The sequence below is a fragment of the Agrobacterium sp. K11 genome (assembly GCF_059429395.1).
In genome coordinates this window covers 398,648-422,097 of the sequence record NZ_JCAHRB010000003.1, presented here as the reverse complement: position 1 = coordinate 422,097, position 23,450 = coordinate 398,648, and the positions used below count along the sequence as shown (strand labels likewise).

Annotated in this window: 17 protein-coding genes and 1 tRNA gene; 10 read left to right on the top strand and 8 right to left on the bottom strand. The window is 59.4% G+C overall.

Annotated features, from left to right (window positions below; genetic code table 11):
* Positions 1–25 precede the first annotated feature (25 nt).
* Positions 26–1,312 carry an NAD(P)/FAD-dependent oxidoreductase gene (locus AC5SEO_RS07230; protein WP_174068000.1) on the bottom strand — a complete coding sequence of 429 codons (1,287 nt, stop codon included), beginning with the start codon at positions 1,310–1,312 and terminating at the stop codon, positions 26–28.
* Positions 1,313–1,322: 10 nt separating this feature from the next.
* The gene (locus AC5SEO_RS07225) at positions 1,323–2,759 is read right to left on the bottom strand and encodes a glutamine synthetase family protein (RefSeq protein WP_013635499.1); all 1,437 of its coding nucleotides are present in this window, start codon (positions 2,757–2,759) and stop codon (positions 1,323–1,325) included.
* A gap of 129 nt (positions 2,760–2,888) precedes the next feature.
* On the opposite strand from AC5SEO_RS07225, the gene AC5SEO_RS07220 reads away from it, so the two are divergent.
* Entirely contained in the window at positions 2,889–4,070 is a 1,182-nt protein-coding gene (locus tag AC5SEO_RS07220) for a BaiN/RdsA family NAD(P)/FAD-dependent oxidoreductase (protein WP_174068001.1), read from the top strand.
* Positions 4,071–4,180: 110 nt separating this feature from the next.
* Here the strand turns inward: AC5SEO_RS07220 and AC5SEO_RS07215 are convergent, their stop codons facing one another.
* Positions 4,181–4,528: a hypothetical protein gene (locus AC5SEO_RS07215; RefSeq protein ID WP_038492686.1), complete on the bottom strand. Its 348-nt coding sequence runs from the start codon at positions 4,526–4,528 to the stop codon at positions 4,181–4,183.
* 83 nt (positions 4,529–4,611) lie between these two features.
* Here AC5SEO_RS07215 and AC5SEO_RS07210 point away from each other — a divergent pair, with 83 nt between their 5' ends.
* Positions 4,612–5,484 (top strand): LysR family transcriptional regulator, encoded by an 873-nt coding sequence (locus AC5SEO_RS07210; protein WP_174068002.1) that lies wholly within the window; start codon positions 4,612–4,614, stop codon positions 5,482–5,484.
* A gap of 6 nt (positions 5,485–5,490) precedes the next feature.
* Here the strand turns inward: AC5SEO_RS07210 and AC5SEO_RS07205 are convergent, their stop codons facing one another.
* The gene (locus AC5SEO_RS07205) at positions 5,491–5,748 is read right to left on the bottom strand and encodes an SMc00767 family acetate metabolism repressor (protein ID WP_003515151.1); all 258 of its coding nucleotides are present in this window, start codon (positions 5,746–5,748) and stop codon (positions 5,491–5,493) included.
* 83 nt (positions 5,749–5,831) lie between these two features.
* Entirely contained in the window at positions 5,832–7,121 is a 1,290-nt protein-coding gene (gene aceA, locus AC5SEO_RS07200) for an isocitrate lyase (protein ID WP_013635503.1), read from the bottom strand.
* A gap of 254 nt (positions 7,122–7,375) precedes the next feature.
* On the opposite strand from aceA, the gene AC5SEO_RS07195 reads away from it, so the two are divergent.
* From AC5SEO_RS07195 to AC5SEO_RS07175, 5 genes are all read left to right on the top strand, one after another.
* Entirely contained in the window at positions 7,376–8,791 is a 1,416-nt protein-coding gene (locus AC5SEO_RS07195) for a short-chain fatty acyl-CoA regulator family protein (RefSeq protein WP_113291980.1), read from the top strand.
* A 151-nt stretch (positions 8,792–8,942) separates the two neighbouring features.
* Complete coding sequence (locus tag AC5SEO_RS07190) at positions 8,943–10,040, top strand: polyamine ABC transporter substrate-binding protein (protein ID WP_003515154.1); 1,098 nt, start codon at positions 8,943–8,945, stop codon at positions 10,038–10,040.
* Positions 10,041–10,219: 179 nt separating this feature from the next.
* Positions 10,220–11,377, top strand: a complete 1,158-nt coding sequence (locus AC5SEO_RS07185) for an ABC transporter ATP-binding protein (RefSeq protein WP_013635505.1) — start codon at positions 10,220–10,222, stop codon at positions 11,375–11,377.
* A gap of 11 nt (positions 11,378–11,388) precedes the next feature.
* A complete protein-coding gene (locus AC5SEO_RS07180) occupies positions 11,389–12,297 on the top strand; it encodes an ABC transporter permease subunit (RefSeq protein ID WP_003515156.1) in 909 nt (302 codons plus the stop codon).
* A 4-nt stretch (positions 12,298–12,301) separates the two neighbouring features.
* Positions 12,302–13,114 carry an ABC transporter permease gene (locus AC5SEO_RS07175; RefSeq protein ID WP_003515157.1) on the top strand — a complete coding sequence of 271 codons (813 nt, stop codon included), beginning with the start codon at positions 12,302–12,304 and terminating at the stop codon, positions 13,112–13,114.
* Between the two features lie 311 nt (positions 13,115–13,425).
* On the opposite strand, the gene AC5SEO_RS07170 is transcribed toward AC5SEO_RS07175, so the two are convergent.
* Together AC5SEO_RS07170 and AC5SEO_RS07165 are read right to left on the bottom strand one after the other, a co-directional pair.
* Positions 13,426–15,084 carry an ABC transporter permease gene (locus AC5SEO_RS07170; protein ID WP_065703845.1) on the bottom strand — a complete coding sequence of 553 codons (1,659 nt, stop codon included), beginning with the start codon at positions 15,082–15,084 and terminating at the stop codon, positions 13,426–13,428.
* Between the two features lie 85 nt (positions 15,085–15,169).
* Positions 15,170–18,916, bottom strand: a complete 3,747-nt coding sequence (locus tag AC5SEO_RS07165) for an ATP-binding protein (RefSeq protein ID WP_174068003.1) — start codon at positions 18,914–18,916, stop codon at positions 15,170–15,172.
* A gap of 361 nt (positions 18,917–19,277) precedes the next feature.
* Here AC5SEO_RS07165 and AC5SEO_RS07160 point away from each other — a divergent pair.
* The 3 genes from AC5SEO_RS07160 to AC5SEO_RS07150 all read left to right on the top strand — a co-directional run bounded on the left by AC5SEO_RS07160 (position 19,278) and on the right by AC5SEO_RS07150 (position 21,889).
* A tRNA-His gene (locus tag AC5SEO_RS07160) sits at positions 19,278–19,354 on the top strand.
* 166 nt (positions 19,355–19,520) lie between these two features.
* Complete coding sequence (locus tag AC5SEO_RS07155; protein ID WP_003515160.1) at positions 19,521–21,152, top strand: Ppx/GppA phosphatase family protein; 1,632 nt, start codon at positions 19,521–19,523, stop codon at positions 21,150–21,152.
* Complete coding sequence (locus AC5SEO_RS07150) at positions 21,149–21,889, top strand: RlmE family RNA methyltransferase (protein ID WP_003515161.1); 741 nt, start codon at positions 21,149–21,151, stop codon at positions 21,887–21,889. Before AC5SEO_RS07155 ends, AC5SEO_RS07150 begins: the two co-directional genes overlap by 4 nt.
* On the opposite strand, the gene AC5SEO_RS07145 is transcribed toward AC5SEO_RS07150, so the two are convergent.
* Positions 21,890–23,287, bottom strand: a complete 1,398-nt coding sequence (locus AC5SEO_RS07145; RefSeq protein ID WP_174068004.1) for an MDR family MFS transporter — start codon at positions 23,285–23,287, stop codon at positions 21,890–21,892.
* Positions 23,288–23,450 lie beyond the last annotated feature (163 nt).

Here is a 23,450-nt window from a genome sequence, read left to right as displayed (position 1 = left end):
AGATCTCCAGAGGTGGGCGGATTTCCTAAAACCTGTCTCGCAATGCGTACCATGAGAGCGCCAGGAAAAGCAGCGGTGCCCGCAGCGATGCGCCGCCGGGGAACGAAGGAACCTTCAACCGCGCGAATGGCGCCAGCATATCCTGTCTGCCGAGAACGAGATCGGCATAGAGCTTGCCGCAATAGTTCGACAGCATAACCCCGTGTCCGGAATAACCGCCGATGGAGGTGACCCCTGGCATGACTTCCCGCACGAACACCCGCCTTGGCAGGGTGATGCCGACGGAGCCGCCCCAGGAATGGGTGATCTCGACATTTCCGAGTTCGGGATAGATTTCCGCGATCTGCCGGCGAATATGGCTGGAAATGTCGCGCGGCGTATCGGCCGTATAGGCCTCGCGCCCGCCGAACAGCAGCCGGTTGTCGACCGTCCTGCGGAAATAGCGCACCACGAAACGGGAATCGGCCACGGCTTCCTTGCCGGGAATAATGTCAGGATAAGCGTCAAGCGGTGCGGTCGCGCCGATGAAGGAGCGGATGGGCATGATATGGGCCGCCGTTACCGGTTCCAGATTGCCGATATAGGCATTGGTCGCAATCAGCACCCGCGTTGCGGTCAGCGTGCCGGAGGGCGTTTCGATGATGGTCTTGCCGCCCGCCTGGCGTATGGATTTGGCGGGCGTCATTTCATGGATGCCGGCGCCCGCCTCTTTTGCAGCTTTCGCAAGCCCGACCAGCAGCTTCAGCGGATGGATATGGCCGGTGCCGGTATCGCGCGTGCCGCCGAAATAATGGCTGGAGCCGACACGTCTGCGTGCGTCCGCCCGCTCCATGTAGGAAATATGCGGATAGCCGTAGCGATTGTTCATCGCATCGACGCTTTTGCGGTAATCGTCTTCGTAAGCAGCCTTGTGCGCCACATAGAGCTGCCCCGGCAGATACTCCATGTCGATGCCGTGATCGCGGGCGAAGTTGAGGACGTAGTGCTTGGCATCCTCGGCGATATCGAACAGTACCTTGGACTGCTCGAAGCCGATCTCGTCTTCCATCTCGTCGGGAAACGAGCGCTGCCCGGTGCCAAATTGCCCGCCGTTGCGGCCGGACGCGCCGTCGCCGAAACGATGCGCCTCGATCAAGGCGACGGAGACACCGTTGGCGGCAAGATTAAAGGCGGCCTGAAGCCCGGTATAGCCACCGCCGACGACCGCGACGTCCACTGCTTTCGACCCGTCGAGCGCCGGATATTGCGGCCGCTCCTGGGCGCTTGCCTGATACCAGGAAATCCCCGGCGCTATCGGGCTTTGCCACGTCATGCTTCAGACCTCACACGTTGAGAAGCAGGAATTCCCGCTCCCATGGGCTGATGACCTGCATGAATGTCTCGAATTCCCCGCGCTTCAGGCCCGCATAAAGGCCGACGAATTCGTGGCCGAACACCCGCTCGAACTGTTCTTCGCCTTCCAGCAGCGCCACGGCTTCCAGCAGCCCGCGCGGCAGGTCGATGGAGCCTTCATTGGCCGTATCGGCGGTCGGTTCGGTCGGCTCGATATTGTTGACGATGCCGAGCCAGCCGCAGGCAAGCGAAGCGGCAAGCGCGAGATAGGGATTGGCATCCGAACTCGGCAGGCGGTTTTCGACACGCCTTGCCTGCGGGCTGGAAATCGGCACGCGGAAAGCCGTCGTGCGGTTGTCGTAACCCCAGGCATTGTTGACCGGGCAAGCCATGTCAGGCGTCAGGCGGCGATAGGAATTCACGTAAGGAGCAAGCATCACCAGCGCGTTCGGAACATAACGCTGCATGCCGCCGACGAAGGCGAAGAACTCCTTGGACGGGCCGCCGTCCTTGTTGGAGAAGATATTGCGGCCGCTGTCGATCTCCACCACCGACTGATGGATATGCATGGCCGAACCCGGCTGACCCTGCATGGGCTTGGCCATGAAGGTGGCGTAGATGCCATGCTTCAATGCTGCTTCACGGATCGTGCGCTTGAACAGGAACACCTGGTCGGCAAGTTCGATCGGATCGCCATGGCGCAGGTTGATTTCCAGCTGGGCCGGGCCTTCCTCATGGATCAGGGTATCGATCTCGAGGCCCTGTTTTTCGGAGAAGTGATAGATATCGTCGATCAGTTCGTCGAACTCGTTGATGCCGGCGATGGAATAGCTCTGCCCACCGACAATGGAGCGTCCGGAACGGCCTTTCGGCGGATGCAGAGGATAGTCAGGGTCGTCATTCATGGCGACCAGGTAGAATTCGATTTCCGGCGCGACGACCGGCTTCCAGCCTTTCTCTGTGTAAAGCGAAAGCACGTTTTTCAGCACGTTGCGCGGCGTATAGGGAACGAAATTACCCTCGGCATCCACGACATCGCAGATCACCTGCGCGGTCGGGTCGCTTTCCCATGGCACCACGGACAGCGTGGAAAGATCAGGCACAAGCTTCAGGTCGCTGTCGCGCGGCTCATAGCGGAAGTTTGCCGTCTCATCCGGATATTCGCCCGAGATCGTGTGGCGATAGAGGGCGGAGGGCAGGGCAAGCGAGGTGTCGCCCGTAAATTTCGCCGTCGGCATCATCTTGCCACGCGCAACCCCGGCAAGATCGGGTGTTATGCATTCAATATCCTCGATACCGCGCGCCCTCAACCATTGCGAAGCTTCGCGCCAGGAGGAAACGCCACGGGTAGAGGAAAGGTCGAGGGGAGGTTTCTTTGCCATGGTTGCCTGTTTCTTCGGGCGGAGCATGGTTTTCTTCGGGGGCATGTATCACCGGGTCTGTGTTTCGACTGGCGCCATCATAACCGGAGTTTGGCAATTGGCGAGGGGGAAAGCGCCATTGACAACGGGCGACACTTCGAAAAGAGGAAAGGGAGAAGCAAACGGAAAACAACTATGGCAGACAAATGTGACGTGCTGATTTTGGGGGCGGGGGCTGCCGGCATGATGTGCGCCATCCGCGCCGGCCAGCGCGGCCGCTCCGTCATCATCCTCGACCATGCCAAGGCGCCGGGCGAGAAAATCCGCATCTCCGGCGGCGGCCGCTGCAATTTCACCAACATCCACGCCGGGCCGAAGAATTATCTCTCCGCCAACCCGCATTTCGCCAAATCCGCACTTGCCCGTTACACGCCGCGCGATTTCATCGCTCTGGTCGAAAAACATCGTATCGCCTGGCATGAAAAGACGCTTGGGCAGCTGTTTTGCGACGATAGCGCCAAGGACATCACCCGCATGCTGCTTGGCGAAATGCAGGCTGCAAAGGTGAAATTGAGGCTCGAAACCGCTGTTTCTGATGTCGCACATGATGGCGGCCGGTTTCGCGTGACGACCTCCGGCGGCGTCATCGAGGCGGAAAGCCTTGTGGTCGCAACGGGCGGCAAGTCGATCCCGAAAATGGGTGCGACGGGTTTTGCCTACCAGATCGCCGAGCAATTCGGCCTGTCGCTCATCGAGACGCGCCCCGGCCTCGTGCCGCTGACGCTTGATCCTGCGGCACTGGAAAGACTGAGCCCCCTTGCCGGTGTTGCCGTGCCAGCCGAAATTTCCCATGGCAAAACGGCTTTCAACGAAGCACTGCTGTTTACCCATCGGGGCCTAAGCGGCCCCTCAATCCTGCAAATCTCCTCCTATTGGCGGGAGGGCGATACGATCCGCCTGAAACTGGAGCCTGCGCGCGATATCGTCGCCTTGCTAAAGGAAGCGAAACAGAAGAACGGCCGCCAGTCGGCCCAGACCGCTCTTGCGGAAATCCTGCCGAAACGGCTGGCGCAACATGTCGTCGAAAAATCGGGGCTGACCGGCAACCTTGCCGATATGTCAGACAAGGCTCTGGCGACCTTGGCGAATGAGGTGCAGGACTGGCAGATCAAACCCGCCGGTTCCGAGGGGTATCGCACGGCGGAAGTCACGCTTGGCGGCGTGGATACGACCGGCCTCGATTCCCGCAGCATGGCAGCGAAAACCGTGGCCGGCCTCTATTTCATCGGCGAATGTGTTGACGTGACCGGCTGGCTGGGCGGTTATAATTTCCAGTGGGCCTGGGCCTCCGGTCAGGCAGCAGGTGAATTCGCCTGAAACCGCTCGTATTAACACCTTGTTAATAGGCACGGAGTCATCCTGACAGAATGCCAGCAAAGCCGGATCGCGTTGTGGTTCCGCTGTACATGATGTCATGCTGGAGGCTCTTAACAGGGCATGGGTCGGTTGAGTTTTTCGTCAGGAGCCCGCGCATGAACAGATCCGCACATCGCCGCCCTCGCGCCATTGCCATCGCCCGCGCCGAAAGCGAGAGCAGGCAGTTGGCCTTTCGCCTGACTGCAATCGCAGCCGGTGCCGTGGCTGCCCTGATCGCCCTTTTTTACTAAGGTCAGGCTCTTCGCTTTCGCCCTTGCAGCAATCGCGGTAAACAGCCGCCACGGCCAGGATGCCTCGGCCATATCGGCATAGAATTTCTCTTCCTGCCGGATGGCTTCCCGCCGCGTGCGCGGCGTCTGGTTTTCGATGATGGCCAATGCTGAATAAAATACGTGCATGTCACTCTCCATGTTGCGGAGGGCCATGATGCACGCCGTTTTTTGTTTTATCTGCGCAAGAAAATGCGCTACGTTTTTCATAAATGAAAAACGTCACTTGGGATTCATACCAACTTTTCCTCGATGTGTCACGCAGCGGCGGCCTTACGGGTGCTGCGGCGCTGACGGGTTTGAGCCCTGCGACTATCGGGCGACGCATGATCGAATTGGAGGAGCGCATTGGCAAGGCGCTGTTCCAGCGCAGCCAGACGGGATATGCCCTGACCGCGGATGGCCGCGCCTTGTTCGACCGTCTTCAGGCCATGGAAAATGCAGCCAAGGATATAGAGGGCTGGCAGAAGGCGTCATCAGCCTCTTCCGTCGTACGTATCGCCGTCGGTACCTGGAATGCCTGGCTGCTGACCGGGAACTTTTCCGCCATCTGCACGGATCGCGATGATTTCCGCATCGACCTTTTCATTGCCGAACAGAGGGCGTCTTTGGCGCACCGTGAAAACGACATCGGCATTCGCGCTTTCGAGCCCGAGGAACGCAACCTCGCTGCCATCAAGACGGGGGAGGTGGCCTATGCGCCCTACAGGCTGCGCAACGCCGCCGCTTCTGTTGCCGACCGGTGGTTGGCGGTGGCGGAAGAAAACGCCATTTCCGCCTACCTGCGCTGGCCGCATGAAAACCATGGTAATGAGATCGTGGTGACGGTTAGCAGGCCAACGGCGCTGCTTGATCTGGTATTATCAGGGGCAGGGGTCGCCGTGCTTCCCTGTTTTGTAGGCGACGCGGATGCGCGGCTTGCTCGGGAAGGCGGCGAAATCGAACTGCTTCGCCACAGTCAATGGATTGTCATGAACAATGACGATCGCCACCGCCGTGATATCAGGACGGTGGCGGATCGGATGACGCGTCTCATCAAGCGACATTCCGATTTGTACGCCGGACGAAAAAGCCGTCCGGCATGAGAGGTGTCACGCGGCAGCACTTCCCTGCGCGACGATGACCGGGATCAGAAGATCGCCCCAGTTGCCGCCCCCGCCGTGATGGCGGGCTGAGCGGACGAGTTCAACGGAAACACCGGCCTCAACTGCCTTCATGACGGCCTGGTTGAGGCGGTGCAGATCGTTGGCCAGCATGCGGATGGCGACCTGTTGATCCTGCGTCATGGCGGAGGACTGCTCCTCGGCGCGTTCCTTGACGTGGGTCTTGATGGGGTTATGGGCATTCATGGCATTTCTCCTCTCTTTATTGGTTGGGGTTCTTGATGCGATTTGCAAGCCCTTCCCGTTCAAGGGAAGGGCAGTTTTCCAGTTTATTCCGCCGCCGGGCGGAACTGGTCGTGCTCGGTGGATTCCTTCATGGCGGTGGTCGAAGACGTGCCGCCCGAGATTGCCAGCGACACGGCGTCGAAGTAGCCGGTGCCGACTTCGCGCTGGTGTTTGGTGGCGGTGTAGCCGTTAACCTCGGCCGCGAATTCCGCTTCCTGAAGCTCGGAATAGGCCGCCATCTGCCGCTCCTTGTAGCCGCGCGCCAGTTCGAACATGCCGTAATTCAGCTGGTGGAAGCCGGCCAGCGTGATGAACTGGAACTTGTAGCCCATTGCCCCGAGTTCGCGCTGGAACTTGGCAATCGTCGCGTCGTCGAGGTGCTTTTTCCAGTTGAACGACGGCGAGCAATTGTAAGCGAGCTTCTTGCCGGGATGCACCTTGTGCACGCCCTCGGCAAACCTGCGCGCCTGCTCGAGATCCGGCTTGGAGGTCTCGCACCAGATCAGATCGCAATAGGGCGCATAGGCCACCGCACGGGCGATGCAGGGTTCAAGACCGTTCTTCACCTGATAGAAGCCCTCGACGGTGCGGCCGGCATCGTAATCAACGAAGGGCTGGTCGCGCTCGTCAATATCAGAGGTCAAAAGCTTGGCTGCCTCCGCATCGGTGCGGGCGATGACCAGCGTCGGCACGCCCATGACGTCGGCTGCAAGTCGCGCCGCCGTCAGGTTGCGAATATGCGCCGCCGTGGGGATCAGAACCTTGCCGCCGAGATGGCCGCACTTCTTTTCAGATGCCAGCTGGTCTTCATAGTGAACACCGGCTGCACCGGCCTCGATGAATGCCTTCATGATCTCGAAGGCGTTGAGTGGTCCCCCGAACCCGGCTTCCGCATCGGCAACGATAGGCGCGAACCACGTGTCGACCGAAAGGCCCTTGCCCTCTGCCGTCTCGATCTGGTCTGCCCGTTGCAAGGTGCGGTTGATGCGCTTTGCAAGCTCTGGCGCCGCATTGGCGGGGTAGAGCGATTGGTCCGGATACATGGCGGAGGCCGTGTTGGCATCTGCCGCAACCTGCCAGCCGGAAAGATAGATCGCCTTCAGCCCGGCGCGAACCATCTGCATGGCCTGGTTGCCGGAAAGCGCGCCGAGCGCATTGATGAAATTCTCTTCGTTGATCAGCTTCCACAGCCGGTTGGCACCCATCTCGGCGAGCGAATGGCGGATTTCAACGGAGCCGCGCAGCCGCTCCACGTCGGCGGCGGTATAAGTGCGCTCAATGCCGTCGAAGCGTCCCTGCGGTGCGCCCGGAACAAGTTTGTAAAAATCCGTCATACTTCTCTCTCCCATGACAAATGCGGTTTCAGAAACGTGCTGTCTTCAACTGTGTGAAGCGCCGTTCGATGTGACTACATTTACATTTTCATGAGTTTGAGCGCCAGAACAAACATAAAAACAGTGACTTGAAAGAGGTTATGCTGTAGTGTGTGTGACAGGCTGGAGCTGTAAAATTGTAAATTTTGTAAAAGCCTCATGCCCGGCGATTTTGTAACAGGCTTGTATGAGTCTTTCGATGTGAGGTTGAGGCTGTGTCGGAAAACAAGATTTTTGCTGGCCCGCGCGTACGTCGTATTCGTAACGGTCTGGCGCTGACGCAGACGGCCATGGCCGAGGCGCTGGCGATCTCGCCTTCCTACCTCAATCTCATCGAGCGCAATCAGCGGCCGCTGACCGTGCAGCTGCTCTTGAAGCTCGCTTCAGTCTACAAGGTGGATCTGGACGACCTGCAAGGCGAGAGTGCCAATTCCGCCGGGCAATTGCGCGAGGTCTTCGCCGATCCGCTCTTGGTGGGCGAGGTGCCGTCGCCGCAGGAGCTGATCGAGGTGGCAGATGCCGCGCCCAATGCGGCAAGTGGCGTCGTCAAGCTGTACAGGGCGTATCGGGAACAGGCGCAGCGCCTTTCCGACCTCTCGGATCTTCTGGCGCGCGAAGGACATGAGGCGGTGCTTTCCTCCACCCGACTGCCGATCGACGAGGTGCGGCACGTCTTTGAAAACCGGCCGGCCTATGTCCATTCCATCGATGCGGCGGCAGAAGAACTCCACAAGCAATTGTCGGCGGGCGAAGATCTCGCCGCGGGCCTTCGCGCATGGCTTCAGAAAAACCACGGTATCGTGGTCAGAACTCTGCCGGTCCATGCCATGCCCAATCTGCGGCGGCGTTATGACCGCCATTCCATGCGGCTGTTTTTGTCCGAGCGCCTGTCGCAGCCGGATCAGCTCAGGGAAATGGCGATGGAAACCTGTCTTCTGGCGCTTCGCGACGAGATTAGCGTGGAGCTGGAGACGCTTGGCCTGAAGGGGGAGGAGGCGCGGCGCATCGCCCGCTTCGAGCTGGCGCGTTATGCCGCCCACGCCCTGATGATGCCCTATGGTGCGTTTTTGAGTGCCTCCCAGCGCGCGAAATACGATCTCGATGTCCTGCGGTCGCGCTTCAATGTGTCGTTCGAGCAGGCCGCCAACAGGCTCGTCAGCCTGCAACGGCCGACGGCTGCGGCAATCCCGTTCTTTTTGATGGAGACTGACAATGCCGGCAACCATTTCCGTCTTGCGGGCGCTGGTGGGTTCCCGCGGGCACGGTTTGGTGGCCTCTGTCCGCGTCTTAATATCCACGCAGCTTTTGCCCAGCCGGGGCAGGTGCTGGTGGAGCCGGTGGAGATGCCTGACGGTGACGCCTTCCTGACTGTGTCGCGCACGCTTGAAGGCCCGCAGGCCGGTTTCGGCGAAAGGGTGCGGCGAACGGCCGTGCTTCTGGGCTGCGATCTCGCCCAGGCCGGGGAGACGGTTTATGGGGCTGCCGGCGCAGGTGGGCCGACCATTGCCATTGGTCCCTCGTGCCGGCTGTGTGAAAGGCAGGGCTGTCTGTCGCGGGCGGAGGCCCCGCTGACGAGGCCGCTCGGCCTGGACGAAATGGTGACCGGTCTTAGTGTTTTCGACTTCCAGTAGAGGTTTCGCATCACTTTTTTTCCGGTGGAACACATTCGGTTGAAAATGCTGTGCTGCACATTTCCCGCTTGCTCCCTTTTGTTTTCCTTTCTAGTCTCACTAAAAAAGGGGATCACGCTTCCGTCACGAGGATGCGTTAACAGGAGAAATCATGAAAAACCGTTCGCTCCGTTTCACTTTGGCTCTCACGACGGCGCTCGTTGCTGCAGGCTCGGCAATGGCCCAGGAGAAGGTCGTTCACGTCTTTAACTGGTCGGATTATATCGACGAATCGATCCTTACCGATTTCACCAAGGAAACCGGCATCAAGGTCGTTTACGATGTATTCGACAGCAACGAACTCGTGGAAACGAAGCTTCTGGCCGGCAGCTCCGGCTACGACGTGGTGGTGCCGACTGGCCCCTTCCTTGCCCGCCAGATCAATGCCGGTGTTTTCCAGAAACTCGACAAGTCCAAGTTGCCGAATCTGAAGAACATGTGGCCGGATGTCTCCGAGCGTCTGGCAAAATACGACCCCGGTAACGAGTATGCCGTGAACTACATGTGGGGCACAACAGGCATCGGCTATAACGTCGCCAAGGTGAAGGCGGCTCTCGGTGATGTTCCGGTCGACAGCTGGGATATTCTCTTCAAGCCGGAAAATGCCGAAAAGCTGAAATCCTGTGGCATTAATATTCTCGATGCATCGGACGAGACCTTCGCCATCGCGATGAATTACCTCGGCAAGAACCCGGACAGCAAGGAAACGGCCGATCTGGAAGCGGGCGGTGCCGTCTATTCGAAGATCCGTCCCTTTGTGAAGACCTTCAACTCTTCCGCCTATATCGACGAGCTGGCAAATGGCGACAGCTGCATCACGATCGGCTGGTCGGGTGACATTCTTCAGGCGAAAAAGCGTGCCGAAGAAGCCAAGAATGGCGTCGAGGTGAACTACGTCATCCCGAAGGAAGGCACCTATATGTGGTTCGACAACCTTGCCATCCCGGCGGATGCCAAGAATGTCGAGGAAGCTCACACCTTCATAAACTACCTGATGCGCCCGGAAGTCATCGCCAAGGCGTCCAACTATGTTCAGTATGCGAACGGCAACCTTGCCTCGCAGGCGCTGATGGATCCGTCGGTTGCCAAGAACCCGGCGGTCTACCCCAATGCCGAGACGATGAAGAAGCTCTTCACCATCTCACCCTACGGACCGAAGGAACAGCGCGTCTTGAACCGTGTCTGGACGCAGATAAAGACCGGTAGCTGATAGCTCCGCGCGCTGGTTGAGAAACGGCCGGCGGGCCTGTTTCTCTGATACCTTGCCGGCAGGTCACGCAACCTGCCGGCGCTGCCCGCCTCATGGCATCGGACCGAAAAGTGTGACGCGGTTTTCGGGAAATCCGATGCTCAAATCTACAAAATCAACGGGATTTGAGGGTAGGGTGAATGGCGAAAACTCTGGGGCCGGTCAAACGCAAATTTAGCCCTTGGGACAATCCCGATGCGGTTCCCTTCATCCGTTTTGAAAACGTCACCAAGCGGTTTGGCGATTTCGTCGCCGTCGATAATCTGACGCTCGATATTTACGAACGGGAGTTCTTTTCGCTGCTCGGTCCTTCCGGCTGCGGCAAGACCACGCTGATGCGCATGCTGGCCGGTTTCGAGGAACCGACCAACGGGCGTATTCTCCTTCAGGGCAAGGATATTTCCGGCGTGCCGCCCTACAAGCGCCCAACCAATATGATGTTTCAGTCCTACGCCCTTTTCCCGCATATGTCGGTGGAGAAGAACATTGCCTTCGGTCTGGAGCAGGACGGTCTGCCCAAGGCAGAAATTTCCTCGCGGGTCGAGGAAATGCTGCGGCTCGTCAAGCTCAGCGAGTTTGCCAAGCGCAAGCCGAGCCAGCTTTCGGGCGGCCAGCGGCAGCGCGTGGCGCTTGCCCGCTCGCTTGCCAAGCGGCCGAAGGTGCTTTTGCTGGATGAACCGCTCGGTGCACTCGACAAGAAGCTGCGCGAGGAAACTCAATTCGAGCTGATGGACATCCAGACCAATCTCGGCCTCACCTTCCTGATCGTCACCCATGACCAGGAAGAGGCAATGACGGTGTCGGACCGGATCGCGGTCATGGACAAGGGCATTGTGGTGCAGGTGGCAACGCCTGCCGAGATCTACGAGGCGCCGAACAGCCGTTACGTGGCGGATTTCATCGGCGACATAAATATTTTCGACGCCAATGTCGTCACTAACGCGTCCGATATCGGCAAGCCGGGACTGGTGACACTCGATTGCGACGGGCTGACAGTTGCCGTGGAGCAGGAATGCGCCGCGGTCACCGGAAGCCGGGTGGCTTTCGCCATCCGCCCGGAAAAGGTCCGCATCTCGCTCGATCAACCCACCGACAGCGCCGTCAATTCCGCTTATGGCGAAGTCTGGGATATCGGCTATCTCGGTGACTTCTCGGTGTTCATCGTCAAGCTTGCCGATGGCCGTGTCATCCGTGCAGCGCAGGCGAATGTCTCGCGTCTCGTGGATCGCCCGATCACCTTCGGCGATATGGTGTGGTTGAACTGGAAACAGGATTCCGGTCTTGTGCTAACGCACTGAGGGAGGCTTTTATGGCGATCACCACTCCTGAAAACCGGCAAAGTCCCTGGCGATGGCTGGTCGTCGCCGTTCCCTATTTCTGGCTGATGCTGTTTTTCGCAGCGCCCTTTTTCATCATTTTCAAAATATCGCTTTCGGATACGGCGATATCCATGCCGCCCTATACGCCAGTCTTCGAAGGGTTTTCGAAGCTTGGCGCGTTCTTCTCGCAGCTGGATTTCGAAAACTACCTGTTTCTGACGGAAGACCCGCTCTACATCGACGCCTATCTCTCGTCGCTGCGCATCGCATTCATCTCCACCTTCCTGCTGTTGCTGATCGGTTATCCCATGGCTCTTGCCATGGCGCGTTCGCCGTCATCCATCCGCCCGACGCTGGTGATGCTGGTCATCCTGCCGTTCTGGACCTCGTTCCTTATCCGCGTTTACGCCTGGATCGGTATTCTGAAGCCCGAAGGTCTGCTGACGGTGCTGTTCCAATGGCTCGGTTTTCTGGGGCCGGACCAGCAGGTCAATATCTTCCGCACCGAGACGGCGATCTTCATCGGAATCGTCTATTCCTATCTGCCGTTCATGGTGCTGCCGCTTTATTCGGCGCTGGAAAAATTCGACAATACGCTTCTGGAAGCGGCGGCCGATCTGGGTTGCCCGCCCTGGAAGGCCTTCTGGAAGATTACCTTCCCGCTGTCGCTGCCGGGCGTGGTGGCCGGGTCGATGATCTGTTTCATCCCGATAACCGGCGAATTCGTCATTCCCGATCTGCTTGGCGGTGCGCAGACGCTGATGATCGGCAAGACCCTCTGGACTGAATTCTTCGGCAACCGCGACTGGCCCCTGGCATCCGCCGTTGCGGTGCTGCTTCTACTGTTGCTGGTGGTGCCCATCGCCATCTTCCAGAACCAGCAGAAGAAAGTCGGGTGAGGCCATGAAACGCGGAAAATTCGACATCACCGTCCTGACCCTCGGTTTTGCCTTTCTCTACATCCCGATCATCATCCTGATCGTTTATTCCTTCAATGCCTCTAAGCTGGTCACCGTCTGGGGCGGATTTTCGCTGCAATGGTACAAGTCCATGTGGTCGAACCAGGGGCTGATGGATGCAGCCTGGGTGACGCTTCGTGTCGGTATTTTGAGTGCCACTATCGGCACCATCCTCGGAACGCTGGCGGCGCTGTCTCTGACGCGCTTTGCGCGCTTTCCGGGACGCGTGCTGTTTTCGGGCATGATCTATGCGCCGCTCGTCATGCCGGAGGTCATTACCGGTCTGTCGCTGCTGCTGCTGTTCGTGGCCGTCGGGGTGGATCGCGGCTTCTGGACGGTGGTCATCGCCCACACCACCTTCACCATGTGTTATGTGGCAATCGTCGTGCAGTCGCGCCTGTTGACCTTTGATCGCAGCCTTGAGGAAGCAGCGCTCGATCTCGGTTGCCCGCCCGTCAAGACCTTCTTCAAAATTACCCTGCCGCTGATCTTCCCGGCCGTCATCGCCGGCTGGATGCTGGCGTTTACGCTGTCGCTCGATGATCTCGTGATCGCAAGTTTCGCCACTGGTCCGGGTGCGACGACGCTGCCGATCAAGATTTATTCGCAGGTTCGTCTTGGCGTCACACCTGAGATCAACGCCATCTGCACGATCCTTATCGGGCTTGTCACAATCGGCGTGATTGTCGCTTCCATCGCCTCCAAACGCACGGAACTCCAGCGGATGAAGGACGAACACGCAGCCGCGCGCAACTGATCGAATATTCCTCTCCGATTTCTACGCGTTACTGTTGAGGCGTCGATAAAATTAGAAACCTGTAATTTAGTTTTCGACTTTTACGGTCTCAAAATAGGAATTATCGTCGGTAATTGATCGATTTTGGTTTTAACCGCTTGTTAATAGGAGTTGGCGGAAAGTAAATCCCAACGCAGGGCTGTCAAACTTTAGATAGCCGGGATTGATAATTTCCATATGGCGAGGTTGTCCCCCTTTCTCTCGTTAAAAAAGCACAACTAATACAGGCGGCCGAGAGGCCGCCTTTCTTTTTGCCGCCATGCGCGTTGCCTTCAGCGGTTTTCCGGATGATCCATCGATTTCGACACGAGAAGCACGGGGATAAGCCCGGCAATGATGATGATGATCGCCGGCACGGCGGCATCCTGCACCCTTGAGCGGGACGCGTCTTCATAGACCAGCGTGGCGAGTGTGTTGAAGCCGAAGGGCCGCAGCAGGATCGTCGCCGGCAGCTCCTTCATGGATTCGATCAGTACCAGAAGAAAGGCTGTCAGCGCCGCAGGCCGCATATTCGGCAGCAGCACCTTGAACAGTGTCTGCAACCGGTTGCGCCCAAGCGTTCGCGAGGCCATGTCGATATGCGGCGAGAGCTTCTGGAACCCGGCATCAAGCGTTCCCTCCGCCATGGTCATGAAGCGCACCGAATGGGCGTAGATGATGGCAAAGGCAGTGCCTGACAGCAGCAGGCCGCTCGAAAATCCGAAATGGGAGCGGACAAACCCGTCGACGTGATTGTCGAGACCGGCCAGGGGAATGAGCACGCCGATGGCGAGCACCGTTCCCGGCACGCCATATCCCATGGAGCCAAGTCGCGCGGCCACCTTTGACGTGCGCGAGCGCTCGGTGCGGATGGCATAGGAAAATACGAAAGCCGCAATCAGGGTGACGAAGGCGGCGGAAAGCGAGACCTCGAGACTGTGACCGAGTGCTTTCAGCAGCTTCGGCGCAAACAGCGCATCCAGCCTTTTTGCGGCGTAACCGCCAAGAACGATGACGGGAATGAGGAAACCACTCGCCACAGGAGCGACGCAGAAGAGGCTTGCAGACCAGCGCCGCCAGCCGCGAAGGCTTTTCAACCGGTGGCGTTGCGCCATGGTCGTGGCTTTTGGAGCGGCAAAGCGCTGTTTTTCGCGGGCGTTGCGTTCGATGAAGATCAACGCGCCAACGATGAGCAGAATGACGGCGGCGATCTGTGTGGCATTGGCAAGATTGCCGCGATTGAGCCAGGTCTCGTAAATCGTGAAAGTCAGCGTCTGGACACCGAGATATTCGACAGCGCCAATATCGTTCAGCGTTTCCATCAGGACCAGCGAAAGACCGATGGCGATCGCCGGCCGCGCCATCGGCAATTGAACGGAAAAGAATACGCCAAGCGGTTTCGCACCAAGCGTGCGCGCAGCTTCGGCCGCAAACCGTCCCTGCATGGAAAAGGCGGCGCGGGCCGAGAGATAGACATAAGGGTAAAGCACCGAACTCAGAACCACCACGGCGCCGCCAAGCGAGCGTACGTCCGGAAACCAGTAGTCGCGGATGCTGTGATAGCCGAAGACGGCGCGAAGGGCGCTTTGTACCGGGCCGGTGAAATCCAGGAACTCGCCGAAAGCATAGGCTGCCAGATACGAAGGAATGGCGAGCGGCAGGACAAGTGCCGCCGACAATACCCGCCGCAAAGGGAATTCGAATGTGGTGACGAGCCAGGCGCAGACAATGCCGAAGAATGCCGTCGTTGCGGCCGTCATCGCCAGCAGCAGGAAGGTTCGAAACCCGGCGCGCGGCAGAACATTGGCTAGAAGGTGTTGCCATCCTTCCGTGCTGCCGGTCAGCGCCAGCCAGAAGACCGCCAGAACAGGCATGGCGGCGATGGCTGCGACGATGACCGCCGTGATGGGCAACAATGAAACGCGTCTTGTTGCCGGAATGGAAACCGTCATGGAAAAGCCAGCCTGCTGTCCTGCGAAAGCCTCAACCGGCTGTCCGTTTAGCCGGCGGTTCCCGCATTGCTACGCCCGCATGGCCTCAGTTGGCAAGAACCCGCTGCGACGGAAAGGTAATTTCCACCAGCGTTCCCTCGTTCGGTGTCGAGGTGATGGAGAAGTTCGCGCGGTTGGCGTCCACCATCGCCTTGGTCAAGGGAAGGCCGAGCCCGGTGCCATCGCCGCGCACGCGCTTGCCCGATGACGCCACCTGCCGGAACGGCTTCATGGCCTGTTCCAGCTCAGCCCGGGTCATGCCGATGCCGGTATCGCGGATACGCAGCGCGACGCTGCCATTGGCCTCATAGGCGGTGGAAACCACGATCTGGCCGCCTGATGGCGTGAAGCGGATGGCGTTCGACAGGATGTTGAGCACGATCTGCTTGATCGAGCGCAGGTCGGCAACGATCTGTGGAACGGATTGCGAAAGCGCCGTGCGGATGATGACACGCTGATTGTTGGCCTGCGGTTGCACCAGCGAGACCGCCTCGGCCACAGTCTCGTTCAGCGGAACCGCGATGAAATCGACATCCATCTGCCCGGCTTCGATCTTGGAGATGTCGAGGAGGTCGTTGACGATATCGAGCACATGCCGGCCCGAACGTCCGATATCATTGGAATACTCCACATAACGCGGATGACCGATTGGCCCGAAACGCTCGGTCGCCATCATGTCCGCAAAGCCGATGATGGCGTTGAGAGGCGTGCGGATTTCGTGGCTGACACGCGCAAGAAAATCGGTCTTGTGCGCATTGGCGGTTTCCGCCGCGCGCTTGGCGTTGCGTAACTCTTCTTCCGTGCGCTTCCACTGGGTGATGTCACGGATGACCACGCAATAGCCGTGCGAGGATTTGAGTCGCCCGATCGTCATGAACAGCGGCAGAAAACCGCCGGATGCCTCGCGGCCGATCACCTCGCGGCCATCGTTCAGCACGCTGGCGACACCGTTATTGGCAAGGCCGGAAAGATAGTCCAGCACCGCGCGCTGGCTCTCATGCGCAAACAGGGTGACGAAGGGCTTTCCTGCGATTTCGCCATTGTCGTAGTTGAATAGCGCACTGGCGGAGCGATTGAGCGAACGGATTTCGCCGTCGTCTCCCAAAAGCACCACGCCATCCGTTGCCGTTTCCAGAATGGAATGCAGTTCTTCGACTTCGCCCTGCAATACGGAAACGCTGCCTGCGTCGGCATTCGCGGTTTCCGCCGCTGACGTATTCTCGTTGGCTGCCGTAACCGGTGCCTGCTTTTCTTCCAGCGGAACCAGCGACAGCATCAGCGCCTTGGTGTCTTCCCAGCAGATGGATTGCAGCCGTGCCTTGACCGGAATGATGTCATTTTCGGCGCTGACGACGACCATGCCGCCTTCGTTATCAGGCATATCCTCAAGCTCCTGCCGTTGCAGCAGGGCTTCCAGTCCACCGACCTCGTCCAATTCATCAAGAGAGCCGTAGCCCGTCAGCCGCAGGAAATCCGGATTGGCATGGATCAGCCTGTCACCGGCATGCACCAGCAGTGCCACGGGCATCTGGTCCAGCGTTTCGGCGCTCAGCGCATCGGCGGGTCGCAGCGGTGGGCTAACCATCGCAGCGGCGATATCGGCCGCCGGTACCACCTCGGTGAAGGCGACTGTCTTTTCTTCGATGTGGATTTCATCGGCAGGCTTGTTCGTGGCCGCAGGACGTTCGCCGCGAACATAGTCCGCGAAGAGATCGTCTTCCTCAGCCGGTTCTGCGGCATTAACGTCTTCTTCCAGCACGGGCGGCAGGTCCACCTGTGTTACCGCGTCGATATCGTCTTGGATGTGCTGTGCAGCCGGATCGGTAGAAGGAGCGTCTTCTTCCGCCTTCGGGCCTTCGTCTGAAACGGCATCTACGGGTGCCAGCGTCCGGCCGATTTCGCGGAAGGCGGCCTGCTCGCCTGCGGTCAGGCCCTCGCGGGAGCGCCAGCGGCGCTCTTCCAGATGGACTACTTTGTCGGAGTAGGTTGGCTCCGGCTCTGGTTCCGGGGTCGGTACGATTTCCAAGGCCGGCACTTCGAATTCCGGCGGGCTGTAATCGTGGGGCCGCTCTTCGTCCGAAATCTCGGCTGGCGCATCTTCAGCGGCCGGGGTTTCCTCATCGAGCTCATCGAGAAAAGCCAGCAATTCCTCGTCTTCATCCTCGGCAGCCGGCTGCGGCAAAACCTCGGTTTGAAGGATGTCTTCGCCGTGCAGGAAGGTGAGGCCGGTGGCGTGCGGATCCTCTGCGGCATCGGCCAGCCGCACGATGCCGAAACCACGGAAACCGTCAAATTCGCGCGAGCGCGTATAGGTGGGAAGGGCGGCGAGATCGATCGGCACCATCAGGGACGTGCCTTCGACTGGCCAATAGATCGTCTTGCCAGACCAGGTATCACGGCGGCCGAGAAGCTCGCGAATCTTGCCTTCCGGATCGAGATTGAACAGTGCCGCCACATCGGCAAAACTCATGCCTTCGACAGCTGCCGCCTTCGCGCCCACAGCCTCCGCAAATTCGTGCGAGATCGAGCTGAAGCGGCCCTCGGCATCGATTTTCCAGACGAAACGGGATGCACGCGCACCGGCGTTGAAGACAAAAGGCCGGGGTTCGTCGGTCGGTTCCACGGCCGCTGGGGCATCCTCTTCAACTGGTGCAGCGTCCTGCGCCGCTATTGTTTCAGCGACCTCATCTTCCGCCTTTGCGCGCTCCGCATCCGGGGCCTGTTCGGTATGGTCTTCGCTGGAAGCCTGGCCAGTTGCCGGAACCTCTGCCTCATCCGCATCCAGTTCGAAGAGATCGGCAATATCGTCCGTCATCGCCGCATTCGCAGCCGTATCGGCATCCTCCAGCGGGACATCCGCCGGAGCATCCGTTTCTTCTTCTGCTGCAAGCAATGGCAGGACGGTTTCCTCATCCTGTTCCACCGTCACTTCGTCTTCGACGTCGGAAGGCAGTTCCGGCACGTCCTCCACATCTTCTATCCCAGCGACGGCGTCGAGCACGGAATCGAACGAGGCAGCCGTCGCGGCAACAGGCGCGGTCTCGGCAACCGGCAAAGCCGGTTGGGCGGCGGCCGGTGCTTCCTGCGGCTTGTCTTCGGCAAAGCCGTTAACGGGATCGAGCGTCCCGAGCGCGGTTTCGACCACGAACAACAGATTGAGTTCTGGCGATGTCGTGATCTGGCCGGCGGCGGCGGGCATGTAACCCTTGCCGGTCGGCACGGGCCGTTTGACGAGGTGGCCAGCCTGACCTGCGGCCATCCTAACCAGCGTCTTTGCCGTATGCGGCGTGATGCCGAGCGACGCAAACTTGGCCGAAGCGGCAACGACCTCGTTATCGCCATTGATGACAGCGATATGGATATCGGGATCGTCAAAGCCTTCAATCATGCGCCTTGCGCATTCCGCCGTGTCAGGTGCGGCCTGATCGGTGAGGGCGGAAAACAGAATAGCAGGCTGGCCCGGTTCGGCCTCGATGATTTCCGCCTTGGCGGTAACGGCAAGGCTGCGGAAGCCGGCATTGATACGAATGGTAAACGGCAGGCTGTCGCCCGTCTTCGAAAGACGCGCCGCCGTCGCGGCCAGCTGCCGGAAGGTCACGTCCTGCCGTTTAGGCCCCTGTTCCAGAAAATCATAGACCATCGGCGTGCCGAACAGCGCTGCACCGCGCCCATTGGCCCAGAGCGCGCTCTGAAGATCGAGCGAGAACAAAGCCATCGCCTCGCCGCGCCCGAAACCTTCGCGCACCCGTTCATGCACTGCGATATCGATAAAGGGATACTGGACGGCGGGCATGTCGAAACCTATTCTGGCACTACCGGACCTTGCGAGGCTTTCGGCTTCCTCATGAAGCTGAAACGTAAACCCGCTGAGGCACCACGTTAACAGAATTTTAAATAACTTCACAGGGCGGCGCGGTCCACCGCCGCCTGAATGAATCGCCAAATAGAGTTAACATGAACAGGCCCGGCGAGACCCGTTCTGGCCCCGTTCCAGATTGCAAGCGGTAGACCCGGCTATCGACTGTTGCCAGCTCTGGCGCCATGAAAACCGCTTGCCTTTCCAAGCCTTTTTTCGCAAAATTCGCTGAAGGACTTGCAAATAGCGAAAACACCTTTTATGTCACCCCCCGTGGCGCCGGTTCGGCGTTTGATGTGCGGTTGTAGCTCAGTTGGTTAGAGCGCAGGTTTGTGGCACCTGAGGTCGGAGGTTCGAGACCCCCCAACCGTACCATCTCCAATTTCCTAAAATTCCTGAAAATCATTACAGCGATTTCAAACCCGATTTGGGTTATCGCAAACGCATGTCTTTGCTGCGCGTCGACTGTGCGGTTTCCTCGCTTCCAAAAACCATTTGGCTAAAATCTCTTGCGCTGGTATTGTCCGCCCAACGAAACCTTATGAAAGCCAGCAGCATAGCGTCTACGCTTGTGCGCGGCGAAATGGACAAGACAGTGATCGACCCCGGAAACGGCCCAAAGCCGTCGGAACAAGGGGCGTCGGTGGCAAACAAAGGGAAAGCGAAGCGATCCCGTCGTGGCAAGAAAAACAGGCGTGACGGTAAACCCCGTGACGTTGCTGTGCTGTCGCATGATGTTGCCGCGGATGTTCCGGCCGGTTCCCCCTATGTATCGGCTCTCGAGCCGGATGCCGAACCGCGCAAAAGAAAGCGGCGTCGGCGTTCCCGTGGCAAAGGCACCTCCCATCAGACGCCGCCTGCTGCCAGTGAACAGCCAGAGGCTGTCGTCGCAACGGATGCCACCAATCCATCCTCCGTGCCGCCTGCCGGTGGTCGCAAGTCGCGTAACCGCAAGCGGGCTCACCGTGATCCGCGCAGCCGCGATCCGCAGGGTCGCCCGCTGGTTCCCTCCCATGCGCCCCGACATGTTGGCAAGCAGAACGGTCGCGCCAATGGGACGGCTCAGGAACCGCACCGGCAACAATCCGAAATGTCCGCCCGTCACGGCGCCCGCCATCAAGAGCATGGCTCCGAATTCGCAACGGACATGTATGCGGCGCTCGATCTTGGAACCAATAATTGCCGACTGCTGATCGCGCAGCCGACACGGCCCGGCCAGTTCCGGGTCGTCGATGCCTTTTCGCGCATCGTCCGGCTGGGCGAGGGGCTGGTATCGACCGGCCGTCTTTCAGACGATGCCATGGATCGCGCGGTGGAGGCTCTCAAGGTCTGCTCCTCGAAACTTGCTGGACGCCCGATCAGGCGTATGCGCCTCATCGCCACCGAAGCTTGCCGGGCAGCAACCAATGGCGAGGAGTTTCTGGAGCGGGTTACCCGGGAAACCGGGCTCAAGCTTGAGATCATCAGCCGCGAGACGGAAGCGCGTCTCGCCGTTTCGGGTTGCGCCTCGCTGGTCGGGCGTGAAGCCCGTTCGGTGGTGCTGTTCGATATAGGCGGCGGATCGTCGGAAATCGCGGTCATCAAGGTCGGCGAAAACCGTTCCAACCGGCTCGCCAACCACATCACCCACTGGACATCGTTGCCGGTCGGCGTTGTTACCCTCTCGGAACGCCATGGCGGCCGCGATGTGACGCCGGATGTGTTTGCCGCCATGGTGCGGGAAGTCGAAGGGCTGCTGGATGCCTTCCAGTGCCCGCCTCTGGCGCCGCTTGCGCATCACGAGGATTTTCACCTGATCGGAACCTCGGGTACGGTGACGACGCTTGCGGGCGTTCACCTCGACCTGCCGCGCTACGATCGCCGCAAGGTGGATGGCCTCTGGCTTTCAGATACCGAGGTGACGGCGATGCAGGACAAGCTTCTGGCATGGGATTTTGCCGGCCGCGCCGCCAATGCCTGCATCGGTCCTGACAGGGCCGATCTGGTTCTGGCCGGCTGCGCCATCCTCGAGGCCATTCGCCGTCGCTGGCCGGCGCGGCGCATGCGTGTGGCCGATCGCGGGCTGCGCGAAGGCCTGTTGACGGATATGATGGCGGATGACGGCGCATGGCGGCGTAACCGGATAAGGCGCATGCAGATGGCACGGCAGGACAGAACGGAAGGTTTGACATGAGCAAGGCGCCCACAAGCACCAATCGCACCGGCCGAAAGATCGGTCAGAAGGTCAAGAAGACCAAGCTCAAGGCCTCATCGCGCCGCTGGCTGGAACGTCATATCAACGACCCCTATGTGCAGCGCGCCAAGCTTGAAGGCTATCGCGCCCGCGCCGCCTTCAAGCTTCTGGAAATCAACGACAAGCACCAGATCCTGAAGGGTGCCACCCGCATCATCGACCTTGGTGCGGCACCCGGAAGCTGGTCGCAGATCGCTTCTAAGGTTACCGATTCCACCGAGGATGATATCCGCGTCGCCGCTATCGATTTTCTCGAAATTGATCCCATCCCCGGCGTGAAGATCCTGCAGCTCGACTTCCTCGATCCGACCGCACCGGACCAGTTGATGGAGGCCGTTGGCGGCACGCCGGATCTGGTACTGTCCGACATGGCCGCACCAACCACGGGCCACCAGAAGACGGACCACATCCGCACCATGCATCTGTGCGAAGTCGCGGCCGATTTCGCGGTTCAGGTGCTGGCGGAAGGCGGCCATTTCCTCGCCAAGACCTTCCAGGGCGGCACGGAAAAGGCATTGCTCGACATGCTGAAGAAGAACTTCAAGCAGGTCCTGCATATCAAGCCGGCGTCCTCGCGCTCGGAATCGGTCGAAATGTTCCTGCTCGCCAAGCATTTCAAGGGCCGGACCGCCGAAACGCAGTCCGTTATGCACGTGGATGAGGCGGACGAAGACTAATCATTCTGCCGGTTGCGAGACCTTGCCGCGGTGGCCGGAAACGGCCGCGCCCGCTTGCGCGTCCATGCGGATGATCGGCACGATTGCAAACAGCGAAACGAGCGCCACGATGGTGAAGGCAACGTGGAAATCGGCGAGCTGCAGATGCGAGCCGGATAACATGCTGCTGACTTCCAGGATGGCGGCTGCGAAAGCCACGCCGAGCGCAAGGCTGATCTGTTGCAGCACGGATGCCATCGAAGTTGCCTGACTTGCCTGGCTGTCGTCTATATCGGAATAGCTGAGCGCGTTGGATCCAGTAAAGAAGAAGGAACGGGCAAAGCCCGCCGTGACCAGGCAGATCATGATAAGTGGGTAAGGCGTTTCCGGCGTGAAGAAGCTGTTGGCGAGCGTCGTGAAGGCACCGACGATGCCGGCTCCGATCAGCGTTGATCTGAACCCCGTTGCGGCAAAGACCCGCTTGGCCATGAATTTCGTGGTGATCGCGCCGATTGCCCCGGCAAAGGTGATCATGCCTGATTGAAACGGGTTGAGCCCGAAACCGATCTGCAACATCAACGGCATCAGGAAGGGAATCGCGCCCGTGGAAATGCGGAAGGCGGTGCCGCCAACGGTGGCCGCCCGGAATGTCGGGTTGCGGAAAATGCGGAAATCCAGAATGGGAGCAGGATGGTTTGCCGCGTGGCGCACATAAAGAAAGCCGCAGATGAAACCGATGACCGTCGAGGCGATGCCGATGGCGGGCGGCAGTGCCGGAAGGCTGACGACCGACACGCCGAAAACCACGCCCGATGCTGCAAGACCGGATAACACGAAACCCTTGCCGTCCATCGGTGGCGGATTGGTGGTCTCGATTTCCGGCAGGAAGATCGTCGACAGCCAGATGCCGATAACGCCTATGGGCCCGTTGATGAGGAAAATCCAGTGCCATGAAAAATAGGTGGTGATGAAGCCGCCGATCGGCGGGCCGGTCAGAGGCCCGACAAGTGCCGGTATCGTCAAAAGCGCCATGGCGGAAACCAGCTCGCTGCGTTGCGTCGTCCGCAGGAGGACGAGGCGGCCAACGGGCGTCATCATCGCCCCGCCCATGCCTTGCAGGAAGCGCGAAACGACGAATTCGAATACCGATGACGAGACTGCGCAGCAGATCGAACCGACGACGAAGACGCCGATGGCGAAACGGAAGATTTTCTTCGCGCCGTATTTGTCGGCCATCCAGCCGCTGATCGGAATGAAAATCGCCAGCGACACCATATAGGCCGTCAGTGCGAGCTTGAGCGTGATCGGACCCACGTGGAGATCGGCCGCGATGGCCGGAAGCGATGTGGCGATGACGGTGGAGTCCATCTGCTCCATGAAGAGAGCGACTGCCAGGATCAGGGGAATGATGCGGTTCATGAGGCTGCCTGCGGCTCTCCGCTGCGACAATGGTATCGCAGTTCCTCCTACGCCTGATGGGCCGACTTGCCAACACGTTAATTATCAATTTCTGAAGTTCCGATCAAACCTGCGTGAGGCCGGTTTTCTTGCAACTTTCTCGCTCTATTGTCCGTTGGGCAAA

What these genes read in the sequence shown, in the direction of transcription:
- aceA (WP_013635503.1), bottom strand. Translation starts at nt 7,121, where the DNA reads ATGACGGATTTTTACAAACTTGTTCCGGGCGCACCGCAGGGACGCTTC.
- AC5SEO_RS07180 (WP_003515156.1), top strand. Translation starts at nt 11,389, where the DNA reads ATGGCGATCACCACTCCTGAAAACCGGCAAAGTCCCTGGCGATGGCTG.
- AC5SEO_RS07190 (WP_003515154.1), top strand. Translation starts at nt 8,943, where the DNA reads ATGAAAAACCGTTCGCTCCGTTTCACTTTGGCTCTCACGACGGCGCTC.
- AC5SEO_RS07145 (WP_174068004.1), bottom strand. Translation starts at nt 23,287, where the DNA reads ATGAACCGCATCATTCCCCTGATCCTGGCAGTCGCTCTCTTCATGGAG.
- AC5SEO_RS07220 (WP_174068001.1), top strand. Translation starts at nt 2,889, where the DNA reads ATGGCAGACAAATGTGACGTGCTGATTTTGGGGGCGGGGGCTGCCGGC.
- AC5SEO_RS07230 (WP_174068000.1), bottom strand. Translation starts at nt 1,312, where the DNA reads ATGACGTGGCAAAGCCCGATAGCGCCGGGGATTTCCTGGTATCAGGCA.
- AC5SEO_RS07185 (WP_013635505.1), top strand. Translation starts at nt 10,220, where the DNA reads ATGGCGAAAACTCTGGGGCCGGTCAAACGCAAATTTAGCCCTTGGGAC.
- AC5SEO_RS07150 (WP_003515161.1), top strand. Translation starts at nt 21,149, where the DNA reads ATGAGCAAGGCGCCCACAAGCACCAATCGCACCGGCCGAAAGATCGGT.
- AC5SEO_RS07170 (WP_065703845.1), bottom strand. Translation starts at nt 15,084, where the DNA reads ATGACGGTTTCCATTCCGGCAACAAGACGCGTTTCATTGTTGCCCATC.
- AC5SEO_RS07175 (WP_003515157.1), top strand. Translation starts at nt 12,302, where the DNA reads ATGAAACGCGGAAAATTCGACATCACCGTCCTGACCCTCGGTTTTGCC.
- AC5SEO_RS07215 (WP_038492686.1), bottom strand. Translation starts at nt 4,528, where the DNA reads ATGCACGTATTTTATTCAGCATTGGCCATCATCGAAAACCAGACGCCG.
- AC5SEO_RS07165 (WP_174068003.1), bottom strand. Translation starts at nt 18,916, where the DNA reads ATGCCCGCCGTCCAGTATCCCTTTATCGATATCGCAGTGCATGAACGG.
- AC5SEO_RS07205 (WP_003515151.1), bottom strand. Translation starts at nt 5,748, where the DNA reads ATGAATGCCCATAACCCCATCAAGACCCACGTCAAGGAACGCGCCGAG.
- AC5SEO_RS07225 (WP_013635499.1), bottom strand. Translation starts at nt 2,759, where the DNA reads ATGCCCCCGAAGAAAACCATGCTCCGCCCGAAGAAACAGGCAACCATG.
- AC5SEO_RS07210 (WP_174068002.1), top strand. Translation starts at nt 4,612, where the DNA reads ATGAAAAACGTCACTTGGGATTCATACCAACTTTTCCTCGATGTGTCA.
- AC5SEO_RS07155 (WP_003515160.1), top strand. Translation starts at nt 19,521, where the DNA reads ATGAAAGCCAGCAGCATAGCGTCTACGCTTGTGCGCGGCGAAATGGAC.